Origin of the sequence: Xenorhabdus khoisanae (assembly GCF_001037465.1) — a bacterium.
Lineage (GTDB): Bacteria > Pseudomonadota > Gammaproteobacteria > Enterobacterales > Enterobacteriaceae > Xenorhabdus > Xenorhabdus khoisanae.
This window is the reverse complement of the sequence record NZ_LFCV01000002.1, coordinates 1-21,939: the sequence shown is the minus strand read 5'-3', so window position 1 is coordinate 21,939 and position 21,939 is coordinate 1. Positions and strand designations below refer to the sequence as shown.

22 protein-coding genes, 1 tRNA gene and 3 pseudogenes are annotated in these 21,939 nt (G+C 40.7%); 15 read left to right on the top strand and 11 right to left on the bottom strand.

What is annotated here, in order from left to right; all coding sequences use genetic code 11:
• Window positions 1–51: 51 nt before the first annotated feature.
• From pgk to tkt, 3 genes are all read right to left on the bottom strand, one after another.
• Entirely contained in the window at window positions 52–1,218 is a 1,167-nt protein-coding gene (gene pgk, locus AB204_RS00355; protein WP_047961412.1) for a phosphoglycerate kinase, read from the bottom strand.
• A gap of 74 nt (window positions 1,219–1,292) precedes the next feature.
• A complete protein-coding gene (gene epd / locus AB204_RS00350) occupies window positions 1,293–2,312 on the bottom strand; it encodes an erythrose-4-phosphate dehydrogenase (RefSeq protein WP_047961411.1) in 1,020 nt (339 codons plus the stop codon).
• A 311-nt stretch (window positions 2,313–2,623) separates the two neighbouring features.
• Window positions 2,624–4,618, bottom strand: a complete 1,995-nt coding sequence (gene tkt / locus AB204_RS00345) for a transketolase (RefSeq protein ID WP_047961410.1) — start codon at window positions 4,616–4,618, stop codon at window positions 2,624–2,626.
• Between the two features lie 985 nt (window positions 4,619–5,603).
• Here tkt and AB204_RS00340 point away from each other — a divergent pair.
• A complete protein-coding gene (locus AB204_RS00340; protein ID WP_084728493.1) occupies window positions 5,604–6,149 on the top strand; it encodes a GNAT family N-acetyltransferase in 546 nt (181 codons plus the stop codon).
• A 47-nt stretch (window positions 6,150–6,196) separates the two neighbouring features.
• Here AB204_RS00340 and AB204_RS00335 read toward each other — a convergent pair whose 3' ends face one another.
• The 4 genes from AB204_RS00335 to dnaQ all read right to left on the bottom strand — a co-directional run bounded on the left by AB204_RS00335 (window position 6,197) and on the right by dnaQ (window position 7,932).
• Window positions 6,197–6,451 carry a Txe/YoeB family addiction module toxin gene (locus tag AB204_RS00335; protein ID WP_047961409.1) on the bottom strand — a complete coding sequence of 85 codons (255 nt, stop codon included), beginning with the start codon at window positions 6,449–6,451 and terminating at the stop codon, window positions 6,197–6,199.
• Window positions 6,451–6,705 (bottom strand): YoeB-YefM toxin-antitoxin system antitoxin YefM, encoded by a 255-nt coding sequence (gene yefM, locus AB204_RS00330; protein ID WP_047961408.1) that lies wholly within the window; start codon window positions 6,703–6,705, stop codon window positions 6,451–6,453. The genes AB204_RS00335 and yefM overlap by 1 nt, the downstream gene beginning before the upstream one ends.
• A gap of 262 nt (window positions 6,706–6,967) precedes the next feature.
• Window positions 6,968–7,044: transfer RNA gene (locus AB204_RS00325), tRNA-Asp, on the bottom strand.
• 138 nt (window positions 7,045–7,182) lie between these two features.
• Window positions 7,183–7,932, bottom strand: coding sequence for a DNA polymerase III subunit epsilon (gene dnaQ / locus AB204_RS00320; protein WP_047961407.1), 750 nt, complete (start codon window positions 7,930–7,932; stop codon window positions 7,183–7,185).
• Between the two features lie 63 nt (window positions 7,933–7,995).
• Here dnaQ and rnhA point away from each other — a divergent pair, with 63 nt between their 5' ends.
• A complete protein-coding gene (rnhA, locus tag AB204_RS00315; protein ID WP_047961406.1) occupies window positions 7,996–8,466 on the top strand; it encodes a ribonuclease HI in 471 nt (156 codons plus the stop codon).
• A gap of 8 nt (window positions 8,467–8,474) precedes the next feature.
• Here rnhA and AB204_RS00310 read toward each other — a convergent pair whose 3' ends face one another.
• The gene (locus AB204_RS00310; protein ID WP_047961405.1) at window positions 8,475–9,191 is read right to left on the bottom strand and encodes a methyltransferase domain-containing protein; all 717 of its coding nucleotides are present in this window, start codon (window positions 9,189–9,191) and stop codon (window positions 8,475–8,477) included.
• Between the two features lie 51 nt (window positions 9,192–9,242).
• Between AB204_RS00310 and gloB the strand changes: the two genes are divergently transcribed.
• The 9 genes from gloB (at window position 9,243) to AB204_RS00265 (ending at window position 17,475) form a co-directional block, all read left to right on the top strand.
• Window positions 9,243–9,998, top strand: coding sequence for a hydroxyacylglutathione hydrolase (gene gloB, locus AB204_RS00305; protein ID WP_047961404.1), 756 nt, complete (start codon window positions 9,243–9,245; stop codon window positions 9,996–9,998).
• A 72-nt stretch (window positions 9,999–10,070) separates the two neighbouring features.
• Entirely contained in the window at window positions 10,071–11,402 is a 1,332-nt protein-coding gene (gene mltD, locus AB204_RS00300; protein WP_047961403.1) for a murein transglycosylase D, read from the top strand.
• A 144-nt stretch (window positions 11,403–11,546) separates the two neighbouring features.
• The gene (locus AB204_RS00295; RefSeq protein ID WP_047961402.1) at window positions 11,547–12,158 is read left to right on the top strand and encodes a hypothetical protein; all 612 of its coding nucleotides are present in this window, start codon (window positions 11,547–11,549) and stop codon (window positions 12,156–12,158) included.
• A 273-nt stretch (window positions 12,159–12,431) separates the two neighbouring features.
• Window positions 12,432–12,980 (top strand): MepB family protein, encoded by a 549-nt coding sequence (locus AB204_RS00290; RefSeq protein ID WP_047961401.1) that lies wholly within the window; start codon window positions 12,432–12,434, stop codon window positions 12,978–12,980.
• 101 nt (window positions 12,981–13,081) lie between these two features.
• The gene (locus AB204_RS00285; RefSeq protein ID WP_047961400.1) at window positions 13,082–13,372 is read left to right on the top strand and encodes a putative quinol monooxygenase; all 291 of its coding nucleotides are present in this window, start codon (window positions 13,082–13,084) and stop codon (window positions 13,370–13,372) included.
• A 311-nt stretch (window positions 13,373–13,683) separates the two neighbouring features.
• Window positions 13,684–14,145, top strand: coding sequence for a redox-sensitive transcriptional activator SoxR (soxR, locus tag AB204_RS00280; RefSeq protein ID WP_047961399.1), 462 nt, complete (start codon window positions 13,684–13,686; stop codon window positions 14,143–14,145).
• A 67-nt stretch (window positions 14,146–14,212) separates the two neighbouring features.
• Window positions 14,213–14,863 (top strand): GIN domain-containing protein, encoded by a 651-nt coding sequence (locus tag AB204_RS00275; RefSeq protein WP_047961398.1) that lies wholly within the window; start codon window positions 14,213–14,215, stop codon window positions 14,861–14,863.
• A 312-nt stretch (window positions 14,864–15,175) separates the two neighbouring features.
• Window positions 15,176–16,171 (top strand): MBL fold metallo-hydrolase, encoded by a 996-nt coding sequence (locus tag AB204_RS00270; RefSeq protein ID WP_047961397.1) that lies wholly within the window; start codon window positions 15,176–15,178, stop codon window positions 16,169–16,171.
• 272 nt (window positions 16,172–16,443) lie between these two features.
• Complete coding sequence (locus AB204_RS00265) at window positions 16,444–17,475, top strand: lectin MOA-related protein (RefSeq protein WP_047961396.1); 1,032 nt, start codon at window positions 16,444–16,446, stop codon at window positions 17,473–17,475.
• A gap of 58 nt (window positions 17,476–17,533) precedes the next feature.
• Here AB204_RS00265 and AB204_RS23290 read toward each other — a convergent pair.
• Window positions 17,534–17,719 (bottom strand): annotated as a pseudogene (locus tag AB204_RS23290) (GNAT family N-acetyltransferase); the annotation flags it as partial.
• Between AB204_RS23290 and AB204_RS00255 the strand changes: the two are divergent.
• A pseudogene (locus tag AB204_RS00255) lies at window positions 17,716–18,210 on the top strand (aminotransferase class I/II-fold pyridoxal phosphate-dependent enzyme); the annotation flags it as partial. The pseudogenes AB204_RS23290 and AB204_RS00255 overlap by 4 nt on opposite strands.
• Window positions 18,211–18,285: 75 nt before the next feature.
• Here AB204_RS00255 and AB204_RS00250 read toward each other — a convergent pair.
• Window positions 18,286–18,849 carry a helix-turn-helix domain-containing protein gene (locus AB204_RS00250; protein ID WP_047961394.1) on the bottom strand — a complete coding sequence of 188 codons (564 nt, stop codon included), beginning with the start codon at window positions 18,847–18,849 and terminating at the stop codon, window positions 18,286–18,288.
• Between the two features lie 98 nt (window positions 18,850–18,947).
• Here AB204_RS00250 and AB204_RS00245 point away from each other — a divergent pair, with 98 nt between their 5' ends.
• On the top strand, window positions 18,948–20,162 hold the full coding sequence (locus tag AB204_RS00245) for a benzoate/H(+) symporter BenE family transporter (RefSeq protein WP_047961393.1): 1,215 nt from the start codon (window positions 18,948–18,950) through the stop codon (window positions 20,160–20,162).
• Window positions 20,163–20,219: 57 nt separating this feature from the next.
• Here the strand turns inward: AB204_RS00245 and AB204_RS00240 are convergent, their stop codons facing one another.
• A complete protein-coding gene (locus AB204_RS00240; RefSeq protein WP_047961392.1) occupies window positions 20,220–20,555 on the bottom strand; it encodes a hypothetical protein in 336 nt (111 codons plus the stop codon).
• A 533-nt stretch (window positions 20,556–21,088) separates the two neighbouring features.
• Here AB204_RS00240 and AB204_RS23135 point away from each other — a divergent pair.
• Window positions 21,089–21,412: an IS630 transposase-related protein gene (locus AB204_RS23135; protein ID WP_047961391.1), complete on the top strand. Its 324-nt coding sequence runs from the start codon at window positions 21,089–21,091 to the stop codon at window positions 21,410–21,412.
• Window positions 21,413–21,440: 28 nt separating this feature from the next.
• Window positions 21,441–21,929, top strand: a pseudogene (locus AB204_RS23130) (IS630 family transposase); the annotation flags it as partial.
• Window positions 21,930–21,939: the final 10 nt, after the last annotated feature.

The window sequence follows — 21,939 nt, the reverse complement described above, 5'->3', positions numbered from 1 at the left end:
TGGTCCTGTATTGATATTGAACAGGCAGCAAACACTGCCTGCTAGCACAACTTAGTTACTTTTAGCACGTTCTTCCAGCATCACAACGGCTGGCAGCTTTTTGCCTTCAACAAATTCAAGGAAAGCTCCACCACCAGTAGATATGTAAGAGATCTTGTCAGCAATTTCGAACAGGTCGATTGCTGCCAAAGTATCACCACCACCTGCGATAGAGAAAGCATCACTCTCAGCAATCGCGCGGGCAACAATTTCGGTTCCTTTACGGAAGTTAGGGAATTCAAAAACACCCACAGGGCCATTCCACAGAATGGTTTTGGCATCTTTCAGGATTTCGGCCAGACGTTCAGCAGATGCATCGCCCAAATCAAGGATTTGTTCTTCGTCTTTAATTTCACTGGTCGATTTCAGCGTCGCTTCTGCGGTTTCAGAAAATTCAGTCGCAACACGAACATCAGTAGGAACCGGAATATCACAGCTTTCCAGCAGTTTTTTCGCTTCTGGGATCAAATCATCTTCGTACAGTGAACGACCAACATTATGCCCTTCTGCGGCAACAAAAGTATTGGCAATACCGCCACCCACGATCAGTTGATCAGCAATTTTGGACAGTGAATCCAGCACAGTCAGTTTGGTTGAGACTTTTGAACCACCCACAATCGCCACCATTGGGCGAGCTGGGTTATGCAGCGCTTTACCCAATGCTTCCAGTTCACCAGACAGCAGCGGGCCAGCACAGGCGATTGGGGCAAATTTAGCCACGCCATGAGTTGATGCCTGAGCACGGTGAGCTGTACCAAAAGCGTCCATGACATACACATCACACAGTGCTGCATAGTGCTTCGATAATGTTTCGTCGTCTTTTTTCTCACCTTTGTTGAAGCGAACGTTTTCCAGAACAACTAATTCGCCTTCCGACACTTCAACACCATTCAGATACTCTTTTTCCAAACGAACAGGAGAAGAAATTGCGTCTTTCAGGTAATCAACGACAGGTTTCAGTGAGAACTCTTCGTTGTATTCTCCTTCAGTCGGGCGTCCCAGGTGAGAAGTAACCATGACTTTGGCTCCCTGATTTAACGCAGCCTCAATCGTCGGCAAAGACGCACGGATACGCGCATCAGAAGTCACTTTGCCATCTTTTACAGGCACATTCAGATCAGCACGGATCAATACGCGTTTACCCGCCAGATCTAAATCAGTCATCTTAATTACAGACATGGTGAATCCTCTCATTGATTCTTTATAAAATTACTCAATCTTCTGCTATGTACCGCTTGTGGCATAGCAAATGATTATTTGAAACCGGTTGCAGCCATTGCCAGCGCCGTGTCAATCATGCGATTAGCAAAGCCCCATTCATTATCACACCATACAAGGGTTTTGATTAGGTGATTACCGCTGACCCTCGTTTGTGTACCATCAACAATGGCACTGTGGGGATCGTGGTTAAAATCCGTTGAAACTAACGGCAAATCAGTGTAATCCACTATACCACGAAACTCTCTGAGAGCTGATTTTTGCAGGAGCCGGTTCACTTCGCCAACTTTCACTGCGGCGAGGACTGTCACGCTTAAGTCAATAGCTGTCACGTTAATCGTGGGCACTCGTACCGAAATCGCCTCAAACCGATCACTGAATTTGGGGAAAATACGAGTGATGCCCGCCGCCAATTTTGTATCAACAGGAATGATGGATTGGCTGGCCGCCCGGGTTCGACGTAAATCACGGTGATACGCATCAATCACTGGCTGATCATTCATCGACGCATGGATGGTTGTCACCGTGCCAGATTCAATATTGAACGCATCATCCAACACTTTGATGACGGGAATGATGCAGTTTGTTGTACAGGATGCATTGGAAACAATACAATCTTCCGCAACCAATGAATGGTGATTGACACCATATACCACGGTTGCATCCAAGTCATTTCCTCCCGGGTGAGAAAACAGAACTTTTCTGGCGCCACTGGCAATATGAGCTTCTCCATCTGCCCGCTCACCATACTTACCCGTACAGTCAAGCACGATATCAATGCCCAGTTTTTTCCACGGTAAAGCTGAAATATCCTGCTGATGAAACAGCCGAATACTGTCATCTCCTACTTGCAATAAATCATTATTCAGGCGTATATCCCATGCAAAACGCCCATGACTGGAATCGTATTTCAATAAATGAGCAATGCCTTCCGCATCTGCCAATTCATTAATAGCGATCACTGAAATTTCAGCCCGACGCCCGGATTCGTAAATAGCACGCAAGACACTGCGCCCTATTCTCCCAAAGCCGTTAATCGCCACCCTGATAGTCATGTTACTCCCTGAATTTCTCTGTAGTCATGCAACCGCTTAGGATAACTGAGCAACTGCTGCTTGTACGGATAATTCATCACAAAATTAACCAGATTGTGACAGACAAGACATTTTTTCACTCTGATTTACGCACTGAATTTATGGATTTTACGCACTAAACTGAAACGATTCAGCTATTATGAAAGCAGATTACGAGAAAAAAAGCATAATGGCAAGCGCCATTCATCACACTGTAGAGGAAAAATTGAATAAAAAAAGAGCGCATTCGCTCCAAAATTGATTCGAATGCGCTTAAGAGAATAATTTGCCGATTATTTCAGCAGAGCGGTCGCTTTGGAAACCACGTTTTCAACAGTGAAGCCAAACTCTTTGAACAGAGCATCAGCAGGAGCAGATTCACCGAAGGTTTTCATACCGACGATATCGCCGTTGATACCAACGTATTTGAACCAGTAATCAGCAATACCCGCTTCGATGGCAACACGAGCAGAAACCGCCGCAGGCAGTACTGCTTCACGGTATGCCGCATCCTGCTTATCAAAAGCATCAGTGGATGGCATGGAAACAACGCGAACCTGACGGCCTTCTGCACTCAGTTGTTCAGCCGCTTTAACAGCCAGTTCAACTTCAGAGCCTGTTGCAATCAGGATCAATTCAGGCTGACCTGCGCAATCTTTCAGGATGTAAGCGCCTTTCTCGATATTCGCCAGTTGCTCAGCAGTACGCGCCTGCTGTGCCAGATTCTGACGGGAGAAGATCAGAGAAGTCGGGCCATCTTTGCGCTCAATCGCATATTTCCACGCAACCGCAGATTCAACCTGGTCACATGGGCGCCATGTGCTCATGTTTGGCGTTACGCGCAGGCTGGCGATTTGCTCAACTGGCTGATGGGTTGGGCCATCTTCACCCAAGCCGATGGAATCGTGGGTATAAACGAAGATGCTGCGGATTTTCATCAATGCCGCCATGCGAACTGCATTACGGGCATATTCAACAAACATCAGGAATGTTGCGCCATAAGGCACAAAACCGCCATGCAGTGCGATACCGTTCATGATGGCAGACATACCGAATTCACGTACACCGTAGTGAATGTAGTTACCGTCCTGCACTTCGTTCAGTGGCTTAGAACCAGACCACATGGTCAGGTTACTTGGTGCCAGGTCAGCGGAACCACCCATGAATTCCGGCAGAACTTTACCAAACGCTTCCAACGCATTTTGTGATGCTTTACGGCTTGCAATGGAGGCTGGATTCTGTTGTAAGTTTTCAATGAATGCCTTGGATTCAGCTTCCCAGTTCTCTGGCAGTTCACCGTTGGTGCGACGGGTGAATTCTGCGGCCAGTTCAGGATGAGCCTGCGCATAGGCAGCAAACGCCTCTTTCCATGCTGCTTCTTTGCCCTTACCTGCTTCCTGAGCATTCCAGCCAGCATAAATGTCCTGAGGAACTTCGAACGCAGGATGTTCCCAACCCAGTGCCTTGCGGGTTGCTTCGATTTCCGCATCACCCAGTGGAGCACCGTGGCATTCTTCTTTACCTGCTTTGTTTGGTGAACCAAAGCCGATAATCGTTTTACACATCAACAGAGATGGTTTGCCAGTCTCTTTGCGTGCGGCTTCAATAGCGGCTGCAATCGCATCAGAGTCATGGCCGTCTACGCCACGGATAACATGCCAGCCGTATGCTTCAAAACGTGCTGCGGTGTCATCAGTGAACCAGCCTTCAACTTCACCATCAATGGAGATACCGTTGTCATCATAGAAAGCGATCAATTTGCCCAGTTTCAGCGTACCCGCCAAAGAACACACTTCATGGGAGATCCCTTCCATCATGCAGCCATCACCCATAAACACATAAGTGTAGTGATCGACAATATCATGACCAGGACGGTTAAACTGCGCTGCCAGTGTACGTTCTGCGATCGCAAACCCTACTGCATTGGCGATACCCTGCCCCAGTGGGCCAGTGGTCGTTTCTACGCCCGCCGTGTAGCCATATTCTGGGTGACCAGGGGTTTTGGAATGCAGTTGACGGAAATTCTTCAAATCATCGATGGAAACATCATAACCTGTCAGGTGCAGCAAGCTGTAAATCAGCATAGAGCCATGGCCGTTGGATAACACGAAGCGGTCACGATCAGCCCAATTAGGATTAGAAGGATTATGGTTCAGATAATCGCGCCACAGCACTTCGGCAATGTCAGCCATTCCCATTGGTGCGCCAGGATGCCCTGATTTTGCTTTCTGCACAGCATCCATGCTCAAGAAGCGGATAGCATTAGCAAGGGTTTTACGAGTGGTCATTCTTTACTCCAAGTCGGATAAAAGCGTTAGTGAACTAAGAACTAATTTTCGCAGCGCAGCATACAAACCGCAATCATTAATGCCAGATTAAGGGAAACTATCTTAATTTCCTTTTGGCAAAAATTCTTTGATTTACCCCGTTGTTTAGACGCATTCTCAGGCCAATGCGTACAATCGAAGGTGAATTTGCGCAAAATGGGATAATTTCATATCGTGATTTGCGCAATAAGAAAGTGATTATTAGACACGATACTCAACAAGTTAATCAAGACCAAAAAAGCGAGTTTTTCTGCCAAGCCAGAATTATGATATAAGAGTGATAATCACTGGTGGCTAAAAACATTTACTCATTCAAAGAACGGTAAATTTCATAATTTTTATCATCAAAACAAACCAGATTCACTCGCAATATATTTTATTGGCTAACAAACCCGAATAAATCACCTCCAAAGCGATTTCATCGGCCAATTTTTTATTAATCATATTATCAGACTTCATTATAATATCCCCAAACAAAGATTATTGTAAACTTACTTTATATAACACATTGATTAAATATTATCATCCGGTTTATTCTGTAAGAATAGATAAAAACTCGATAAAAACATCCACAATGGAATTAGAAACCCTCAAAATAATTACCCCTCCATTATCACTCCAATATAAAAATTAAATTATTCCACCCGACAAACAAAATAATCACCAAAGGACATCAAACCAATAAACGTTAATTATTGGATGATAAAAAAAAGTGATTTGAAATAACCAAGGAAAAAATATGAATAAAATAATAATTTTTATCTTTTCTTTTTTATTTGCAGCCAACAAAGCGGCAACTTGAAAGATGACGGGTATATTCACGGATAAATTTCAAGCGTTAATAATCACGATAAAAAAACAAAAAATAACAGGATAAAAATCTATATACCTGATATTAATACAGCTCTATATTATTAGATTATTTCTATCCGAAAGCTAACTACCTATGACCAAATCAAACATAACATCCGATTCAACATCAACACTCACCATAATACAACCAGACTCCATCAATACAAAAAAAGATGCGCTTATTCACTTACTGCAAAATTGCGTCGAAAGTGATGCTTCCATCGGCTTTATTGCACCGCTGACAGAAAGCGAAGCAGCACAATACTGGCAAAGTGTCGAAACCGAACTCACTTCCGGTCATCGTCTGTTACTGGTTGCGCTGGAAGGTGAAAATATCGCAGGCTCAGTACAACTTTCCTTCTGTAAGAAAAAGAATGGTTTACACCGTGCCGATGTAGAAAAACTGATGGTACATACCGCCTACCGCCAGCGTGGAATTGGCAGAATGCTGATGGAAGAACTCGAAAGGTTGGCGAAACAGCATCAACGCAGTTTGCTGGTTTTGGATACACGCACTAATGACCCCGCATCAATGCTCTATAGAAAATGTGGTTTTATTGAAGGCGGACAAATCCCAAATTTTTCCATGAATTCCAACGGTGAATTTTCAGGAACTACGTATTTCTATAAGTTGATTTGATATTCAACCCCAAAAAAAAGCCCCGAGTTAAAAACTCAGGGCATCTATCAATAATGGTAGCGACAGGCTGCAATCATTATTTGATCTTCTTCAACCGAATACACCAAACGATGTTCCTCAGTGATACGCCTCGACCAGAATCCGGCCAAATTATATTTTAATGGCTCTGGTTTACCAATACCTTCGAAAGGGTGGCGACGTATGTCCTTAATAAGTTGATTAATACGTTTCAGTATTACCTTATCTGTTTGTTGCCAGTAAAGATAATCTTCCCAAGAACTACCGGAAAAGGTAATTTTCATCAATCTAAATCCAATTCCTTAACCAGCCCCTTTCCTGAACGTAATTCTGCGATTGAATCCATTAAACGATTTGCATTATTTGGCGAACGCATTAAATACGCCGTTTCCTGCAATGATTCATAATCAGACAAAGACATCAATACACAACTTTCCCCATTTTTTCGGGTAATAATAGCAGGGCTACAATCATTGACTACGCTGATCATAGTTTCGGAAAGATGTTGTCTGGCTTCACTATAGGTTAAGACTTTCATTATGACTGTCCCATTTCAATTTGTTGACAATGCACACTAATCAACCAACTCAATTGTACAATATATTGTACGGATATATTTTAGTCAACACTTGCGGGATGATATTTCAACAACAAATCATGAAAGAATTAATGCTCAACGTTCCAAAAGTGAGCTTTTTTATCTACTTTAGAGAATGTATTTTTAACGGATTGTTTTTAACAAATGTATTTTCGCGGAAAAAGAAAAAACCCCGAGTTAAAAACTCAGGGCTTATAGATTCTGGCGGTGCGGACGGGACTCGAACCCGCGACCCCCGGCGTGACAGGCCGGTATTCTAACCAACTGAACTACCGCACCGCATGGTGTTCTGGTTGAGAACGGGGTGGATAATACGAGCCGGAGCGCAATCCGTCAATCAATTTTTATAACAAAATAGTTCACTTGCACAGTTTTTCACCTTAATCATACTTTTTTCCCATCTTGCTACTGCTTTCATCAATGTATTTGTTCAGGTTTCGAACGCCAAAGACAGCTTCCGCCTTTCTTTTCCACTAAATCCAAACGGGACTCATGTTGAATTAATTCTTCATCAGAAGCATAGACAACTCTCAGGCCAGCCTGAGGGCGCGTAATTTTCTGGATTTCTGCAACCTGGGAGCTACCTGAAACTTCCCCTTCCATCGAAAAAGCCAATGATGTCTGGCCGCCGGTCATCGCCAGATAAACATCAGCCAGAATCTCGGCATCGAGTAATGCCCCGTGGAGAGTACGTTTCGAGTTATCGATATGGTAACGATCACACAACGCATCGAGATTATTGCGTTTGCCGGGGAAAAGTTTCCTTGCCAACATCAAGCTATCGGTGATCGTACAGAAATCCGCAGTCGGGGGAATATCACGTTTCAGTTTACCGAACTCATAATCCATAAAGCCGATATCGAACGTCGCGTTATGGATAATCAGTTCAGCCCCACGAATAAATTCAATGAATTCATCAGCAATATCGGCAAATTTCGGCTTATCCTGCAAAAATTCATCACTAATGCCGTGAATTTCAAACGCTTCCGGATCAACCAAACGTTCCGGTTTAATGTAAATATGAAAATGACGCCCCGTCAGACGACGGTTAATCACTTCCACTGCACCAATTTCAATGATGTTGTGTCCCTCATAGTGAACACCTAACTTATTCATACCTGTTGTTTCGGTATCGAGAACGATTTGGCGGGTAATTGCAGTGCTCATAGTGTTTTTTTGTGTCAGACTTAGAGTTTTGATTAAAGATGATATAGGAAGAGTCTACCAAAGATGAACAAACAGGTAGAAATTTTCACCGATGGTTCTTGCCTCGGTAATCCCGGCCCCGGAGGATATGGTGTTCTGCTCCGTTACCAACAAACTGAAAAAATGCTGAGTAAAGGTTATTTCCGCACTACCAACAATCGCATGGAGTTAATGGCTGCCATTGCCGGGCTTGAAGCCCTCAAACACCCCTGCACCGTTATCCTGACAACTGACAGCCAATATGTACGTCAGGGAATCACCCAGTGGATCCACAACTGGAAAAAACGTGGCTGGAAAAAAGCAGATAAATCTCCTGTCATCAATGTTGATCTCTGGCTGAGACTCGATAAAGCCATCTCTCACCATGACGTTGACTGGAGGTGGGTTAAAGGCCATGCAGGACATCGGGAAAATGAGTTATGTGATGAACTTGCCCGCACAGCCGCTAATAGCCCTACTCAAACCGATAATGGCTATATCGAAAGTGAAAATTAACCCGTTAATTAATAGCGTCGGTGAAAATTTTTCACCGCCCCTAACGCATTACTGAATTTCGGTTTCAACAACCTTGCCCGCATGGGGTTTAATGTCAGGGGGATTGTCCGCTTGCGGGCAATAATGACACTCAAACACCCAAACATCAATTCAATTGAGTTATAAAAACGCCCTCCACTTTGCCATGGCAAAACATGAAAATTAGCATGATGAACAACTTCATAGTTTAAAAGGCGAAGCCAATCCAATTGGCGAAACATAGAAAACATTTGGGCACGGCAAGGCTGCCAACGGCAGATGGGTGCAACTATTTTTCTTACCCCTAAGACACTTACCGGATTAAAACCACTGATAATCAACCAACCGTCATCAATCATCACTCTATCTACTTCTCTCAACAACCAATGAGGATCAATGCAATAAGTCAGCATATGTGCCAACAAGCAAGCATCAACAGATTTAGTTGCAAAAGGAAGATAATGGGGATCAGTTATCACATTCATATTTTCCCCCTGTAATCCGATGTTGACTTGATGGCTTATCAGACAGGAACGGCTGTCAATTTCTGCACTTAAGTTGCCGACTTTCAACAAATGAAAGCCAAACATTTTCGGCCACCACGGTTCCAATTGACGTTCCAGAGCAACGCGGTAATATTCTCCCCACGGTAACTCAACCCAAGAAACAGGAGGGATTATTTGTTTGTTCGAACGTGCTGAACGCATGTCATCTTCCTTTCAATCTATGATAAACCTACTACGAAAATGAGGCATACAATGGAGCTTATCAGGATCCCTGCCCTTTCAGATAACTACATTTGGTTACTTTGTGATGAAGACAAGCATTGTGTCATTATCGACCCCGCTGAATCACAGCCTGTCAATGACATTCTAGCAGCAAATCAACTTATTCCTGTGGCGATACTACTGACACATCATCACCATGATCATGTTGGCGGTGTGCCGGGCTTGCTCATAAAACATCCCGAATTACCTGTATATGGCCCTGAAGAGACACAAAACAAAGGGGCAACCCATATTGTGCACGATAATGACTTTATTGAGATTAAACGGTTTTCTTTCCGTATCATGGAACTGCCAGGCCATACACTTGGTCACATTGCATTCTATCAGGCCCCCTATCTATTTTGTGGAGACACTCTTTTTTCTGGCGGTTGCGGACGGTTATTTGAAGGTACAGCCGAACAGATGTTCTCTTCCCTTGAGAAAATTTCATCGTTACCCGATGACACATTGATCTGTTGTGCTCACGAATATACCGCAGCAAATATGGCATTTGCAAAGACAGTATTACCTGAAAATCAAACTATTCATGATTATGATAAAAAGATACTTAAATTACGTGAAAATCACCAGGCAACTGTTCCCACAACTTTACAAACAGAGAAAAAAATCAATGTTTTCTTAAATTGTCACCACATTGATTTACAAAAAAATATCGGCATCAAACCAAATTCAATGCCACTTTCTTCTGTTTTTCAGCAGTTAAGAGCTTATAAAGATCAATTTTAATTTTGTTGGGTTGTCTTCTGCGTGATTGGTCAGTATCATCGCTCACCTTTTAGGCAAACATCAAAAGAGCACATGAAGACAAAAGCGATCTTATTCGCCTCTGTTCTGCTTGCCGGTTGTCAATCGAGTCTGCAACAAAAGACTCCTTCCCAGCAGCATATACAGATGATGTCTTCGACGAATCAGAAAACAGACGGTATTGCAGAGCCAGAGGATTCTGCAAACTGGAAGGTGAGTCCGACAACCCAACAAGATTTGTGGGGACATATCCGTGATGAGTTGAAGATGGACATTCCTGATAACAGCAGGGTGCGCGAACAACAAAATTACTATCTGAAACACAAGAGCCATCTCCAAAATGTGACGTTACGGGCAGAACCGTACATCTATTGGATAGTTGAGCAGCTTGACGAACGAAACATGCCAATGGAACTGGTTCTGCTGCCCATAGTGGAGAGTGCTTTTAATCCCCATGCCACCTCTTATGCCCAGGCGGCTGGTTTATGGCAGATTATCCCAAGTACCGGCCGCTATTACGGCCTGACGCAGGATAAATGGTACGATGGCCGACGCGATATTGCGGCTTCAACAACTGTCGCGCTTGATATGCTTGAGTATCTGAACAAACGGTTCAATGGAGACTGGTTACTCACCATCGCCGCTTACAACAGTGGTGAAGGCCGGGTGATACGCGCAATCAAAGATAATCAGGCAAAAGGAAAGCCCACTGATTTTTGGTCACTGTCGCTGCCACGTGAAACAATGCACTACGTTCCTAAGATATTGGCGCTAAGTAACATTATTCGTCATGACAAAAAATATGCGTTCAAGTTACCAAAACCTAACAACCAGAAAGCATTGGCTAAGGTTGAGGTAGGACAACAAATCACGTTGTCACAAGCGGCTGAATTATCTGGATTATCATTGTCATCAATCAGGGCATATAACCCGGGTTATAAACAAGGCATGACTTCCCCTCATGGGCCGCATTACATCATGCTGCCACAAAAAAGCGTTAACCAGTTTAAGACTTCATTGACTGATGTCAGTGTTTTGAAAAATATTCGGCTGGCTGTCGCTCACAATACTCGCCAGCTACAGCAACAAGGCCAATATAAGGTTCGTGCCGGTGATACACTGTCAGCGATTGCAAAACGCTTCAATACAACTCATAAAGAGTTGCAAAGATTGAACAACTTGAAAACAGCCCATCGACTCAAGATTGGGCAGGTATTGAAAATCGATAACAGCAGCCCTGTTACCTATCATGTACGCAAGGGTGATTCGTTTTTTAGCATCGCCAAACGCCACGGCGTGAATATTAATGATCTGATGAGTTGGAATAAAAACATCAAAATCAAAGAAATGAAACCCGGCATGTCTCTAACGCTTTACCTTAATTAAATAAATTTGTTCTCTCCAGCATGGCTCCCTGTTCTTTTAGGCAGGGAGCTATTTCGTTTGCAATGAAATTATAAATTGTATCGATAGTATCGAATAGGTATAAATTGATGGTAGTACTATATACTGAACCGGAGAGTTTCATATATGACTTGGAAAAAGGTTTTCATATTGCTCTGTAGTAATCATGACGCTATACGTAAAGCTGCTACTGCTTCCATACAGCGTTATCAAGTCCCCCCTTCACGATGCTTTGCCTTTAGAAAATTGCCTGGTTTTCTTCTTTTGGATAGTGACCCACCTTCATTTGAAGACTGTGATCTTAATTCAAAATTACTCGTTTTTACTCACGGCACACGTTACAACACAGTCTATATAGAAGAAGATGATGAATATAATGGCAGGCAATTTGCTAAACTTCTCATTAGTTGTGGATTGAAAAGTATAGGTTTAGTCTCAATTAAAGCATGCAGAAGTGGTTGGGGAAATTTTCTACCTACATTTGTACATTATTTTAGTATAAATAAAGCAAAAATTGGTTGGGTACTAGGGTATAAAGGAGATATTTTCACCTCTGAGAATGGAATGCATTGTTATACATCAAGATTAGATTACCATGTGCACTCAAGATTTCACTTCAGAATACCTGATTTCTGTAGAGTACGTATTGTTGAAGGAAATACCCCCGTTATTATTCCTAATAAACGAAGATATAATCACTTTACCAGTATCAATCTTGTTGATTTTGATGATGATTAATTTTTCTATATTTCTTGGCACTGATACTAATTGATAATTAGCATCAGTGCCAGAGAAAAAGAATTTTTCATCACTGAAAACATCTATTTTCTCCAATATACCCATTAAATAAAAAATTGAATCTTATTCAAGCAATCGCACATAACAACTTGCCCTATTTCCTTTTCAAATAAAAATATACTGCATCATGTGTTCTTTCTGTATAAAATACGCCAAAATCATCATTGATGTACAATTATCTTGCTGATTTATAAGAATTAATAGAGGTATAAATTGACATTATTAAAATCCAATAAAGATAACTTCCCCGATGTTTTTACTGAAATTAAAGACGACCTCCTACTCCCTTCAGGACTGCAACTAGGCAGAACTCCTTATCGTGAAACAGAAAGCCGTGATTATAGCGCCATGCGCTTTCAACTGAACGGAAAATCGATCGTATTTCGCCAAGGTAAAATAACACCCAATAAACAAGGTCAATTTGTCACACTCTGGAAAAGACCGACGCCAGATTCAGACATCATGCCTTTTGAACAAAGTGATGATATTGATTTCTGTTTAATAGCCACGTTTTCTGAGAAGCAAAAAGGGATTTTTGTGTTTGATTCGCAAATCTTAATAACAAAAAAGATTTTCTCAACTCAATCTCAAGAAGGCAAAAGAGCCATTCGCGTTTACCCGTCATGGGTATCGCCTACGGCAAAGCAAGCCATCCAGACACAAAAATGGCAGTCCTTATACTTTATCAATTTCAATAATCAAGAGACTGCTATCGAAAAATTTAAGAAAATTTTTTCGCTTTGTCATAACTCAATAAAATAATAAACAAACAAGACTATCATTTGATTAAACATTTTATTTGGCGTTATCCTATTTATTTCAATGCAGTAAAAATAAGCTCTAACCTTATTAAGGCAACATACATGTATAAAAATGGATATTTTGTCACAGCAGAAATTAAAGCCAAAGAAAATGCAGATCTCAGTGTTGTTATAAAAGAACTGAAAATCTTACAACAAAAAACCCTTTTAGAACCCGGATGTGAAATATTCTCCATCCAACAATCCAGCGAAAATCCACGCTCATTCATCATGTGGGAAAAATTTATTGACTATAATTCATTAAAGAAACATTTTGAATATGAGCATGCACAATATTACTTATCTTTGGATTTAACCGAGATCGTACAATTTTTTACAACAGATATTATTTAATCCCACCAAAAATGAGCCTATCTAAGTAGGCTCTTAATGTGAATAGATAAGGAGTTGATTGTGGTTACCAGAATAAATTATGACAATTTACCTGCGTGTTCTCTGGTTGAAGTCTCAAACCTTATTCACCCGGATTTACAAATAGAAATTGAATCCATTATTGCTTTACATGGCTAATCAATTTTCCTGATTTTTAAACAGAAATCCTGCCTTTTCTGTGTGAAATAAAACGACAGGGCGAAATTTTTGCCAGTTGACAAACACAGCAACGTTGCACTATAAAACCTTAAGTTAACTTGAGATCAATAAAGATGGCAAAAAATAAACACATTGATTTCAATCGCGTCTTAACCATTGGCGAAGTTTCAAAACGCAGTGGAGTCGCGATATCAGCGATTCACTTTTATGAAGCAAAAGGGCTAATCAAAAGTTCACGCAGCCACGGCAACCAGCGTCGTTTTCCTTCCGTAGTCCTGCGTTATCTTGCGATTATTAAGGCTGCTCAAAGTACCGGGATCCCTCTTAAAGAAATTCAGGCTGTTTTATGTCAATTCCCGCCCAACAGTAATTTGACCGCAGAACAATGGCAGATCATTTCTTCACAATGGCGGGATATGTTGGATAAACGCATCAAAATATTGACCCGATTACGCAATAACTTAAATAGCTGTATTGGCTGCGGCTGCCTTTCACTCACAGACTGCCCTTTACGCAATCCGAATGATATTTTGGGAGAAAAAGGAACTGGAGCAATTATTTTTGAAAAGCTTTAGAAAGTCACATATCTATTAATCGGAGATAGGCTCTAAAAATATTATCCCTACTCATAGAGGTATTTTTATGAAAAAAGTAGCAATCTTAGTAGCATTAATTTCAGGAACTACATTACCTCCCGCAATAGCAGCAGAAAAAACCATTGAGATGCAGAGTTTCACCTCTGTTAACGCGCAAAATGGTATTGCTTTAACAATAAAATGCGCGACAACACCTTCATTAAAAGCCAAAGGAACGCAATCTTCCATCAATAAGCTCAATATCAGTCGTGATAACGATACACTTAATCTGATTAACGAAGCGGCTAAAGAAGATAATTCTCTCACCTCTGGTGTTAAAATTACGCTATACACTGACAAACCTCTGAAGAATTTATCCACTAAATCGGGGGTAAAAATGGAAGTGGATGCTTGTGCCGTCGATAGTGAAAATCTGGCAGTTTCAGGTGAAATGGGTAGCAAAATTGATGTTGCAGGTAAAACCAAATATCTTGATCTTACTCTGGGAATGGGGGCTGTATTTAATAAAAACGCTCAGAAATTCAGTGCCAATTCCGCCAAAGTGAATTTAAGTATGGGAGCATCTGCTTCTCTCTGCCATATTCCCAAAATCACTGGCAGCCTGACAGCAGGAACTCAGATCTTTGTTGATGAAGATGCTGTAGTTAAAACAACAGATAATTTCGCCAGCGAAATTTCTACAGATGCCTGCTCCTGAATAAATAGCTTTTAATTATATTTTGCAACATCATTCAGTCTATTTTACGTACCCTCATCAATCACTAAAGAGTAGGCTGAATGACAAGTTAAATACAGTTAAAAATAAACAAAATTTATTTAATCATCCACAAAAAACAATATAATTATATACCCATTGATATTTAATATATTACATTGATGAACTTAGCAGATTTCTTTTTACCAGTTGTAAAAGAAATTATCTGAAAATTTTATCCAACTCTTTAGATAAAGCTAACAGACTCAACAAATATGACGGAATTATTTCATCCTAATTTATCAGGAATATTTAATGAAAAACATTCTTAAAGCATCCCATCTTGCTATTACACTTGCTCTTACTACTGTCGTAACTTCAGCAATACCCACTGCTTTTGCAAAATCAACTGACCAAATCATCAATCAGGCACCGGGTTACTATCATCAAATGGTTGGGGACTTCATGGTTACCGCTATTTATGATGGATATCTTTATATTCCCTCCGCGTTACTGAAAGACATTGAAACAAAAGATATTCAGACGCTGCTTGCTCGCATGTTCCTTGTTGAAGGAAAAAATGGCGTCCAGACAGCGGTAAATGCCTACCTCGCCAATACTAAAGAAGGGTTGGTATTAATTGATACGGGTTCAAGCAAATGTTTTGGCCCTACGATGGGAAATGCCATTGATAATATCCGTGCCGCTGGCTATTCACCGGAAGAGGTAAAAACAGTATTGCTTACACATCTGCACCCCGATCATTCTTGTGGTATCGCTTCCGCAGATGGGAAAATGGCATTCCCTAACGCGGTTGTCTACGTTTCGCAAGAAGAAAAAGATTACTGGTTGAATCCTGAAACTATGGCTGCTGCCCCTGAAGGAACGCGCGCTACTTTCAAAATGGTCCAAGATGCTCTGGCACCCTATATTGCTAAAAACGCATTCCGTACTTTCAAAAGCGGAGATAACATCATTCCTGGTATCGAAGCAATATCAACTTTTGGCCATACTCCAGGCCATACGTCATTTAAATTACACTCTGGTAAAAATAACATGCTGATTTGGGGCGATATTGTTCACTCCTATTCAGTGCAATTTATGCACCCAGAAGTTGCTATAGAATATGATATAAATAATGATAAAGCCGTTGAAGCACGTAAAGCTATTTTCAAAAAAGCCTCAAAAGAAAAATGGTTAATTGGTGCTGCACATTTACCCTTTCCTGGTATCGGACATATCGGTAAAGATGCACAAGGGTATTCCTGGGTACCAGTAGAATACTCTAATTTACTGAAAATAAATAATTAACACTGTTATTCACAGTTAGTATATTAAATTTTCATCCGTATTTTCTTACTAAAACAAGTCACCCTATGGGTGACTTAATGCCTATCCCAACAGGCGTTAAAAAACATCCCCACTCTGGCGAAGTATCCAAACTGCGTCTATACTAAAAATTGAATATCATCTCAGCACTTCATTTGTAACATAAATCTGTTGTTTTCCATTTATAAATCTTGTTTAACTAATTTATAGGTTGTGTTTGAGATAACCAATATAAAAAATAAGGTAACTATGTTATGGAAAATAAAGACAAAACAATTAAAATACCCAGCGTATCCGATTCAGGTAAATCTACGCTCCCAGAGTCAGAAAATATGAATCGTAGTGAGGATCCAATTTCTCTCTCCCAAAATGACTCTTCTTTTTTCATGGAGAATGACCCTATACCTCCCGAAGATAAAATAAATCCTCACGTTTCATATCTAATTATAGATGATCATAAACGTACATTATGTATCGATGATATAGAATATGATAAAAAGCGCGCATATATGGGATCAGAACAATATTATTATGCCATTATCATATTAAAACTGAGGACTCTGAAAACACCAGGGAATCCAATGAGAGTGGCAGGTTTATACCAAGGAAAAAGGTTCTTCATGTATGCCTATGATACATCAGAAGAAACCACTAAAATATGCTGGGATACTCCTAATTCCTCCCCAGAGGATAAACGAATATCACTCAAAAAAGAGTATGTCAAAACGGAAGACGGAATGAGGAAATATAGACTCATTTGGAATAATCAGGGAACAGAAATGTTTTTGTACAGTCATGCCCATGATAAGTCTAAGCAATGGGCTTGGTTAACCGCATCCAATAAGAAATACAGTCTATTTACTCTGCATCCCCATTTTATTAAAGCAAGGCTCATAAAAACCTTACTAAAAAAAACTTGGCCAAAAATTCAATTTAATTTAGCAAACCTGCGAACTGTAGATACATTCTACAGATTAGTTTCAGATGAAAAAGCGAAAGATATATACAAAAAATCAGGACTAGAAAATTTCACATATAAAAAACAAGTTTTTGATTGTGATGATTTTAGTCTTGTATACAAAGCACAAGCCTGCAAAGAGGCCTATTCAGACAAAGAAATTTATGGGTATGCAATTGGGATAATATTAGGGAATACTAAAAAAACTGCACATGCCACTAACATATATATTACCCCTGAACTCAAAGTTAAAATTATAGAACCACAAACAGGAGAAATCACAGATGCTAAAGACTGGGAATACAAACCAAATTATATCTTAATATAAGATATTAATCCCGTATTCCACTTCAGCTTTTATTGTATTTAGTAAGAAAAATGGCGAACTAAACCGCCATTCTGTACTCAATCATGCCAGATTTTTCAGCCACCCAGTTATAGAGTCTCTGAGCACGTAGATTTGTTTCATGTGTATGCCAGTACAGACGTGTACATTCTTGTTTTTTGGCTTCCTGATGAACAAATTCAATCAGTTGCTTACCGATATGTTGCCCCCGTGCATCAGTAGCAACGGGTAATTTATGCAGGTTCTTTTTCAAAAATGATGTATCCCGGTTTTCGCCTGGGATTTTTAGTGGTTCCTGAAAAATTAATTGAATCGTTTAAATTAATGAAATATTACACTGATTCTCATTCTGGCTATTTAGAACAGGCAGCGTTAGCCCAATTTATTTCGGAAGGACATTATGCGCGCCATGTTCGTCGTATCCGAAAAATCTGTTATGAACGGCATGAAGCTTTAATCAATGCAATTAAAAAATATTTGCCTCATATATTTAAAGTGCAGCCAACAGATTCAGGAATACATGTGGTGTGCTGGTTACTCAATGGATTAAAAGAGAGTGAGGTAATAAAAAAATGTCATCAGATAGGTTTGGGCATTCAACCATTATCACGATACTGCATGCAACCTCATGAAAGAGAAGGTGTTCTTTTAGGGTATGCAGCCCATACACCGACCGAAATTGAAGAAAGTATTAAGCAACTATCAAGCATTTTGTAAAAACCTTTCGTGGAAATTTAATAACCGTTATCAGGTGGCAAATCCATATGCCAACACGTTATACAACACCATAGGTCAATTATGAGGATAATGAATGAGGTTATGAATAACCACTGTTTCATCGCCTGAATTAGCATAAGCATGGTGGCAATCAGCATGAAAACGCATGGATTCACCCGCTGAAATTTTATGCCAAGTGTCATTAAGACGGAGATCTAACTCCCCACTGAGAACAATAACATGCTCTATCACGCCGAATTCATGCGGAGAAGAGTCACTTGAAGCACCCGGTATTAATTCTATTTTGAGCAAATCGGTAAAAAGTTCGTCATCAAAAGGTATAAGTGGCGTTACACGCATGCCTGAGTTGTTTTGTTCAAAGATCGGTAATGCATTAAATCGGTGTAATACAGGCTGAAGTTGGGGAGCCGCCCCTTCTAAAAAAGTTGAAAAAGCAATGTTAAAGCCTGTCGCGATTTTCCACAGTGTCGAAATCGTCGGGCTTGATTGACCACGTTCAATTTGCCCGAGCATCGCCTTACTGACTCCCGTCAATTTCGCCGCCTGACTGAGGCTTAACCCTCTGGAAGCTCTTAATAATTTAAATTTTTCAGCAATTTTTGATGTGATATCACTCATTGGTGCTTTCTCAAAAGAAATAAATTCATGATTGAACGTTATAACGGACGATGATATTCTCACCATCGTCCGTTATAACGTCCGACAGGTAATATCATATGCCTAAGCTATCATTTTTTAGGGATTTCTCACCAGTAACACTTATCACAGGTTTTGTTGCGGTATTAGTTGGTTATGCTAGTTCAGTTGCGATAATTCTCCAAGCCGTGACGGCAATCGGTGTTGAGCCGGCACAAATAGGTGCTTGGCTGGTTATGCTCGGTGTAGGAATGGGGGTCACAACAATTGGGTTGTCACTCTATTACCGCACTCCTATTTTAACGGCTTGGTCAACACCGGGAATTGCATTATTGGCGACAAATTTTCCGGATACCTCCGTTAACGAAGCCATCGGTATTTTTATCTTTGCTTCGGCATTAATGTTGATATGCGGTATCACCGGACTATTTGCTAAATTAATGAACTACATTCCACATACCATAGCGGCGGCAATGCTTGCCGGGATATTACTCCGCTTTGGTTTGGAAGCATTTGAAATGCTACAAGTCAACTTTTGGCTTTGTAGTGCCATGCTACTTGTTTACTTAATTTTCCGCCGCTATTTTCCGTTATACGCCATCATCTCGACACTGGCGGTTGGCTTAATTATCTGTATTCTCAGCGGCGATTTAAATTTGGTGGATAAAAACATTACATTTTCCATACCTGAATTTGTTATGCCGCACTTTAGCGCAACCACACTCATTGGTGTAGGTATTCCATTTTTTATCGTCACGATGGCATCACAAAATGCACCGGGAATCGCCACTTTACAGGCGGCGGGATATCCTCCTCGTGCATCCAAATTACTTATTTGGACATCACTGATGACAATAATTCTGGCACCTTTTGGCGGATTCAGTATTTGTATTGCAGCTATTACGGCAGCCATTTGCATGGGAAAAGATGTTCATCCAGATCCGAATAAACGATATGTTGCCGCAGTCAGTGCCGGTTTTTTCTATCTGCTGGCAGGTATTTTTGGCGGAGCCATTTTCTATTTGTTCAACGCTTTTCCAATTCCATTAATAAAAATTTTGGCCGGATTAGCACTCCTTGGTACTTTTACAAATAGTTTGCATCAAGCGATCAAGGATCAATATACCAGAGATGCTGCCATTATCTGCTTTCTGATCACAGCATCAGGAGCAAATCTATTGGGTATCAGTTCCGCATTTTGGGGATTGATCAGCGGAATCATTGCTCACGCTGTATTAAAAAAACACCATCATCTATCAATGGAACAGGAAACTGAGCAAAATAGCCAGCAATAAATCATAATATAATTGAATAAGCTAACTAATTCGCGCTCAATAAAGAGCGCACAAATATTAAAGCCTATTCTGTGACTTCATTATTTTTATTGCATCTTCCATGGACTTAGTATTCATTCTATTTATATCATTCTGCCATTGCATATTTCTAAGAGACATTTCAGTAAGTTTGACCTCATTAGCAATGGTTTTACATTCCTGAATATCTATTGAGCCAACACGATCGAAGACTTCATTCATAACCTTAAATAATTCTGTGCCATCAATAAAATTTTCACCAAGAGCACGACACAATTCATTATTGTTGAGTGACGGAAGATTATCTGTCGGTATTCTGCTGGTAGAGCAACCTGCCATAACAAATACTGATAATAATAGCATTTTTCTTATCATTTAAAGCTCAATCCATAAAAGCGGGGCGGCAGTATACCCGCATATGAAGGGAAAATATAGTGTGACTAAATTGACCCGCCAATGACTAAATACATGAGAGGACAAATTACCTGCCAAAAATATTGAATTGAGATACTCATTCACCTCAGAAACATAGTTATCTATGCTCCTGAGATTTTGTTTCTTTACTATCACGCTGCATCTTGAAACCTATTGAATATACATATACCTAATGGATTTCAAATTGCATCACGGCGGCCAGAGAACGAATCCCCGGAAGCATAGATAACTATGTGACCGGGGTGAGTGAGCGCAGCCAACAAAGAGGCAACTTGAAAGACGAAGGGTATAGTTATTTACTATCAAATAATTGTAGCATATCCAATATTCAGGATTACCTACATCTTGAAGAACCATTCCTTCCGGTGGTTGAGTGAGAGTGATAGCCCAGCCTGTATTAGATTCGCGCATATAGCTAAATCATACTAATATGTCATAATATCCAAATCCAAAATGACAAGGCATAAAGTGAAATGGGTTACAGTTTAGATTTTCGAAAAAGAGTTCTGGCATACAAAGATAAACATTCGTTGACTTTCGAGCAAACGAGTGCCCATTTTGAGATTTCTATTCGTACCCTGTTCCGGTGGAGCCATAAAATAGAACCTTGCATGACGCGTGATAAGCCTCCCATGAAAATTCCTGATGAGGTGCTCATCGCGGATGTCCAAAATTTTCCTGATGACTATCAATGGGAAAGAGCAAAGCGCTTAGGGGTCTCACAATCGGCGATTCATTACGCTTTGAAACGGCTTCGGCTCACGCTTAAAAAAAACCTTAAAACATCCTCGCGCTGATCCTCAGCGTCGTCAGGCGTTTGTCGAGCGCATCAGCGGCTATGAACAGGAAGGCAAACCGATTGTGTATTTGGATGAAAGTGGTTTCGCGCAGTCAATGCCACGGATATACGGGTATTCAGAGAAAGGGCAGCGTTGTTTTGGTACACAGGATTGGCACGCGAAAGGCCGTATTAACGTCATTGGGGCAATTCTCGAAAATACGTTCATCACCTTAAGCTTATTTACTGGCAACATTAATGCCGATGTCTTTCATGCGTGGGTGACGCAGGATTTATTGCCAAAACTCCCACACGGTGCCGTGATAGTCATGGATAATGCGCGTTTTCATAAACGACTTGATACGATACAAGCGATAGCAGAGAGTCAATATCAATTAGAATGGCTGCCCGCTTATAGTCCGGACTTGAATCCCATAGAACACAAATGGGGTGGGGCAAAAGCGATAAGAAGACAAAAAAGATGTTCAGTTGATGAGCTGTTTACAGAGCATATTGAATATGTCATGTTATGCTGATTTTGCTATA

Excerpts from the sequence above, each read along its gene's own strand:
- AB204_RS00240 (WP_047961392.1), bottom strand. The coding sequence starts at position 20,555 with ATGATAAGAAAAATGCTATTATTATCAGTATTTGTTATGGCAGGTTGC.
- AB204_RS00275 (WP_047961398.1), top strand. The coding sequence starts at position 14,213 with ATGAAAAAAGTAGCAATCTTAGTAGCATTAATTTCAGGAACTACATTA.
- AB204_RS00270 (WP_047961397.1), top strand. The coding sequence starts at position 15,176 with ATGAAAAACATTCTTAAAGCATCCCATCTTGCTATTACACTTGCTCTT.
- yefM (WP_047961408.1), bottom strand. The coding sequence starts at position 6,705 with ATGAAAGTCTTAACCTATAGTGAAGCCAGACAACATCTTTCCGAAACT.
- AB204_RS23135 (WP_047961391.1), top strand. The coding sequence starts at position 21,089 with ATGGGTTACAGTTTAGATTTTCGAAAAAGAGTTCTGGCATACAAAGAT.
- pgk (WP_047961412.1), bottom strand. The coding sequence starts at position 1,218 with ATGTCTGTAATTAAGATGACTGATTTAGATCTGGCGGGTAAACGCGTA.
- AB204_RS00250 (WP_047961394.1), bottom strand. The coding sequence starts at position 18,849 with ATGAGTGATATCACATCAAAAATTGCTGAAAAATTTAAATTATTAAGA.
- epd (WP_047961411.1), bottom strand. The coding sequence starts at position 2,312 with ATGACTATCAGGGTGGCGATTAACGGCTTTGGGAGAATAGGGCGCAGT.
- mltD (WP_047961403.1), top strand. The coding sequence starts at position 10,071 with ATGAAGACAAAAGCGATCTTATTCGCCTCTGTTCTGCTTGCCGGTTGT.
- soxR (WP_047961399.1), top strand. The coding sequence starts at position 13,684 with ATGGCAAAAAATAAACACATTGATTTCAATCGCGTCTTAACCATTGGC.
- dnaQ (WP_047961407.1), bottom strand. The coding sequence starts at position 7,932 with ATGAGCACTGCAATTACCCGCCAAATCGTTCTCGATACCGAAACAACA.
- AB204_RS00285 (WP_047961400.1), top strand. The coding sequence starts at position 13,082 with ATGTATAAAAATGGATATTTTGTCACAGCAGAAATTAAAGCCAAAGAA.
- AB204_RS00310 (WP_047961405.1), bottom strand. The coding sequence starts at position 9,191 with ATGCGTTCAGCACGTTCGAACAAACAAATAATCCCTCCTGTTTCTTGG.
- gloB (WP_047961404.1), top strand. The coding sequence starts at position 9,243 with ATGGAGCTTATCAGGATCCCTGCCCTTTCAGATAACTACATTTGGTTA.
- AB204_RS00295 (WP_047961402.1), top strand. The coding sequence starts at position 11,547 with ATGACTTGGAAAAAGGTTTTCATATTGCTCTGTAGTAATCATGACGCT.
- AB204_RS00340 (WP_084728493.1), top strand. The coding sequence starts at position 5,604 with ATGACCAAATCAAACATAACATCCGATTCAACATCAACACTCACCATA.
- rnhA (WP_047961406.1), top strand. The coding sequence starts at position 7,996 with ATGAACAAACAGGTAGAAATTTTCACCGATGGTTCTTGCCTCGGTAAT.
- AB204_RS00245 (WP_047961393.1), top strand. The coding sequence starts at position 18,948 with ATGCCTAAGCTATCATTTTTTAGGGATTTCTCACCAGTAACACTTATC.
- AB204_RS00335 (WP_047961409.1), bottom strand. The coding sequence starts at position 6,451 with ATGAAAATTACCTTTTCCGGTAGTTCTTGGGAAGATTATCTTTACTGG.
- tkt (WP_047961410.1), bottom strand. The coding sequence starts at position 4,618 with ATGACCACTCGTAAAACCCTTGCTAATGCTATCCGCTTCTTGAGCATG.
- AB204_RS00265 (WP_047961396.1), top strand. The coding sequence starts at position 16,444 with ATGGAAAATAAAGACAAAACAATTAAAATACCCAGCGTATCCGATTCA.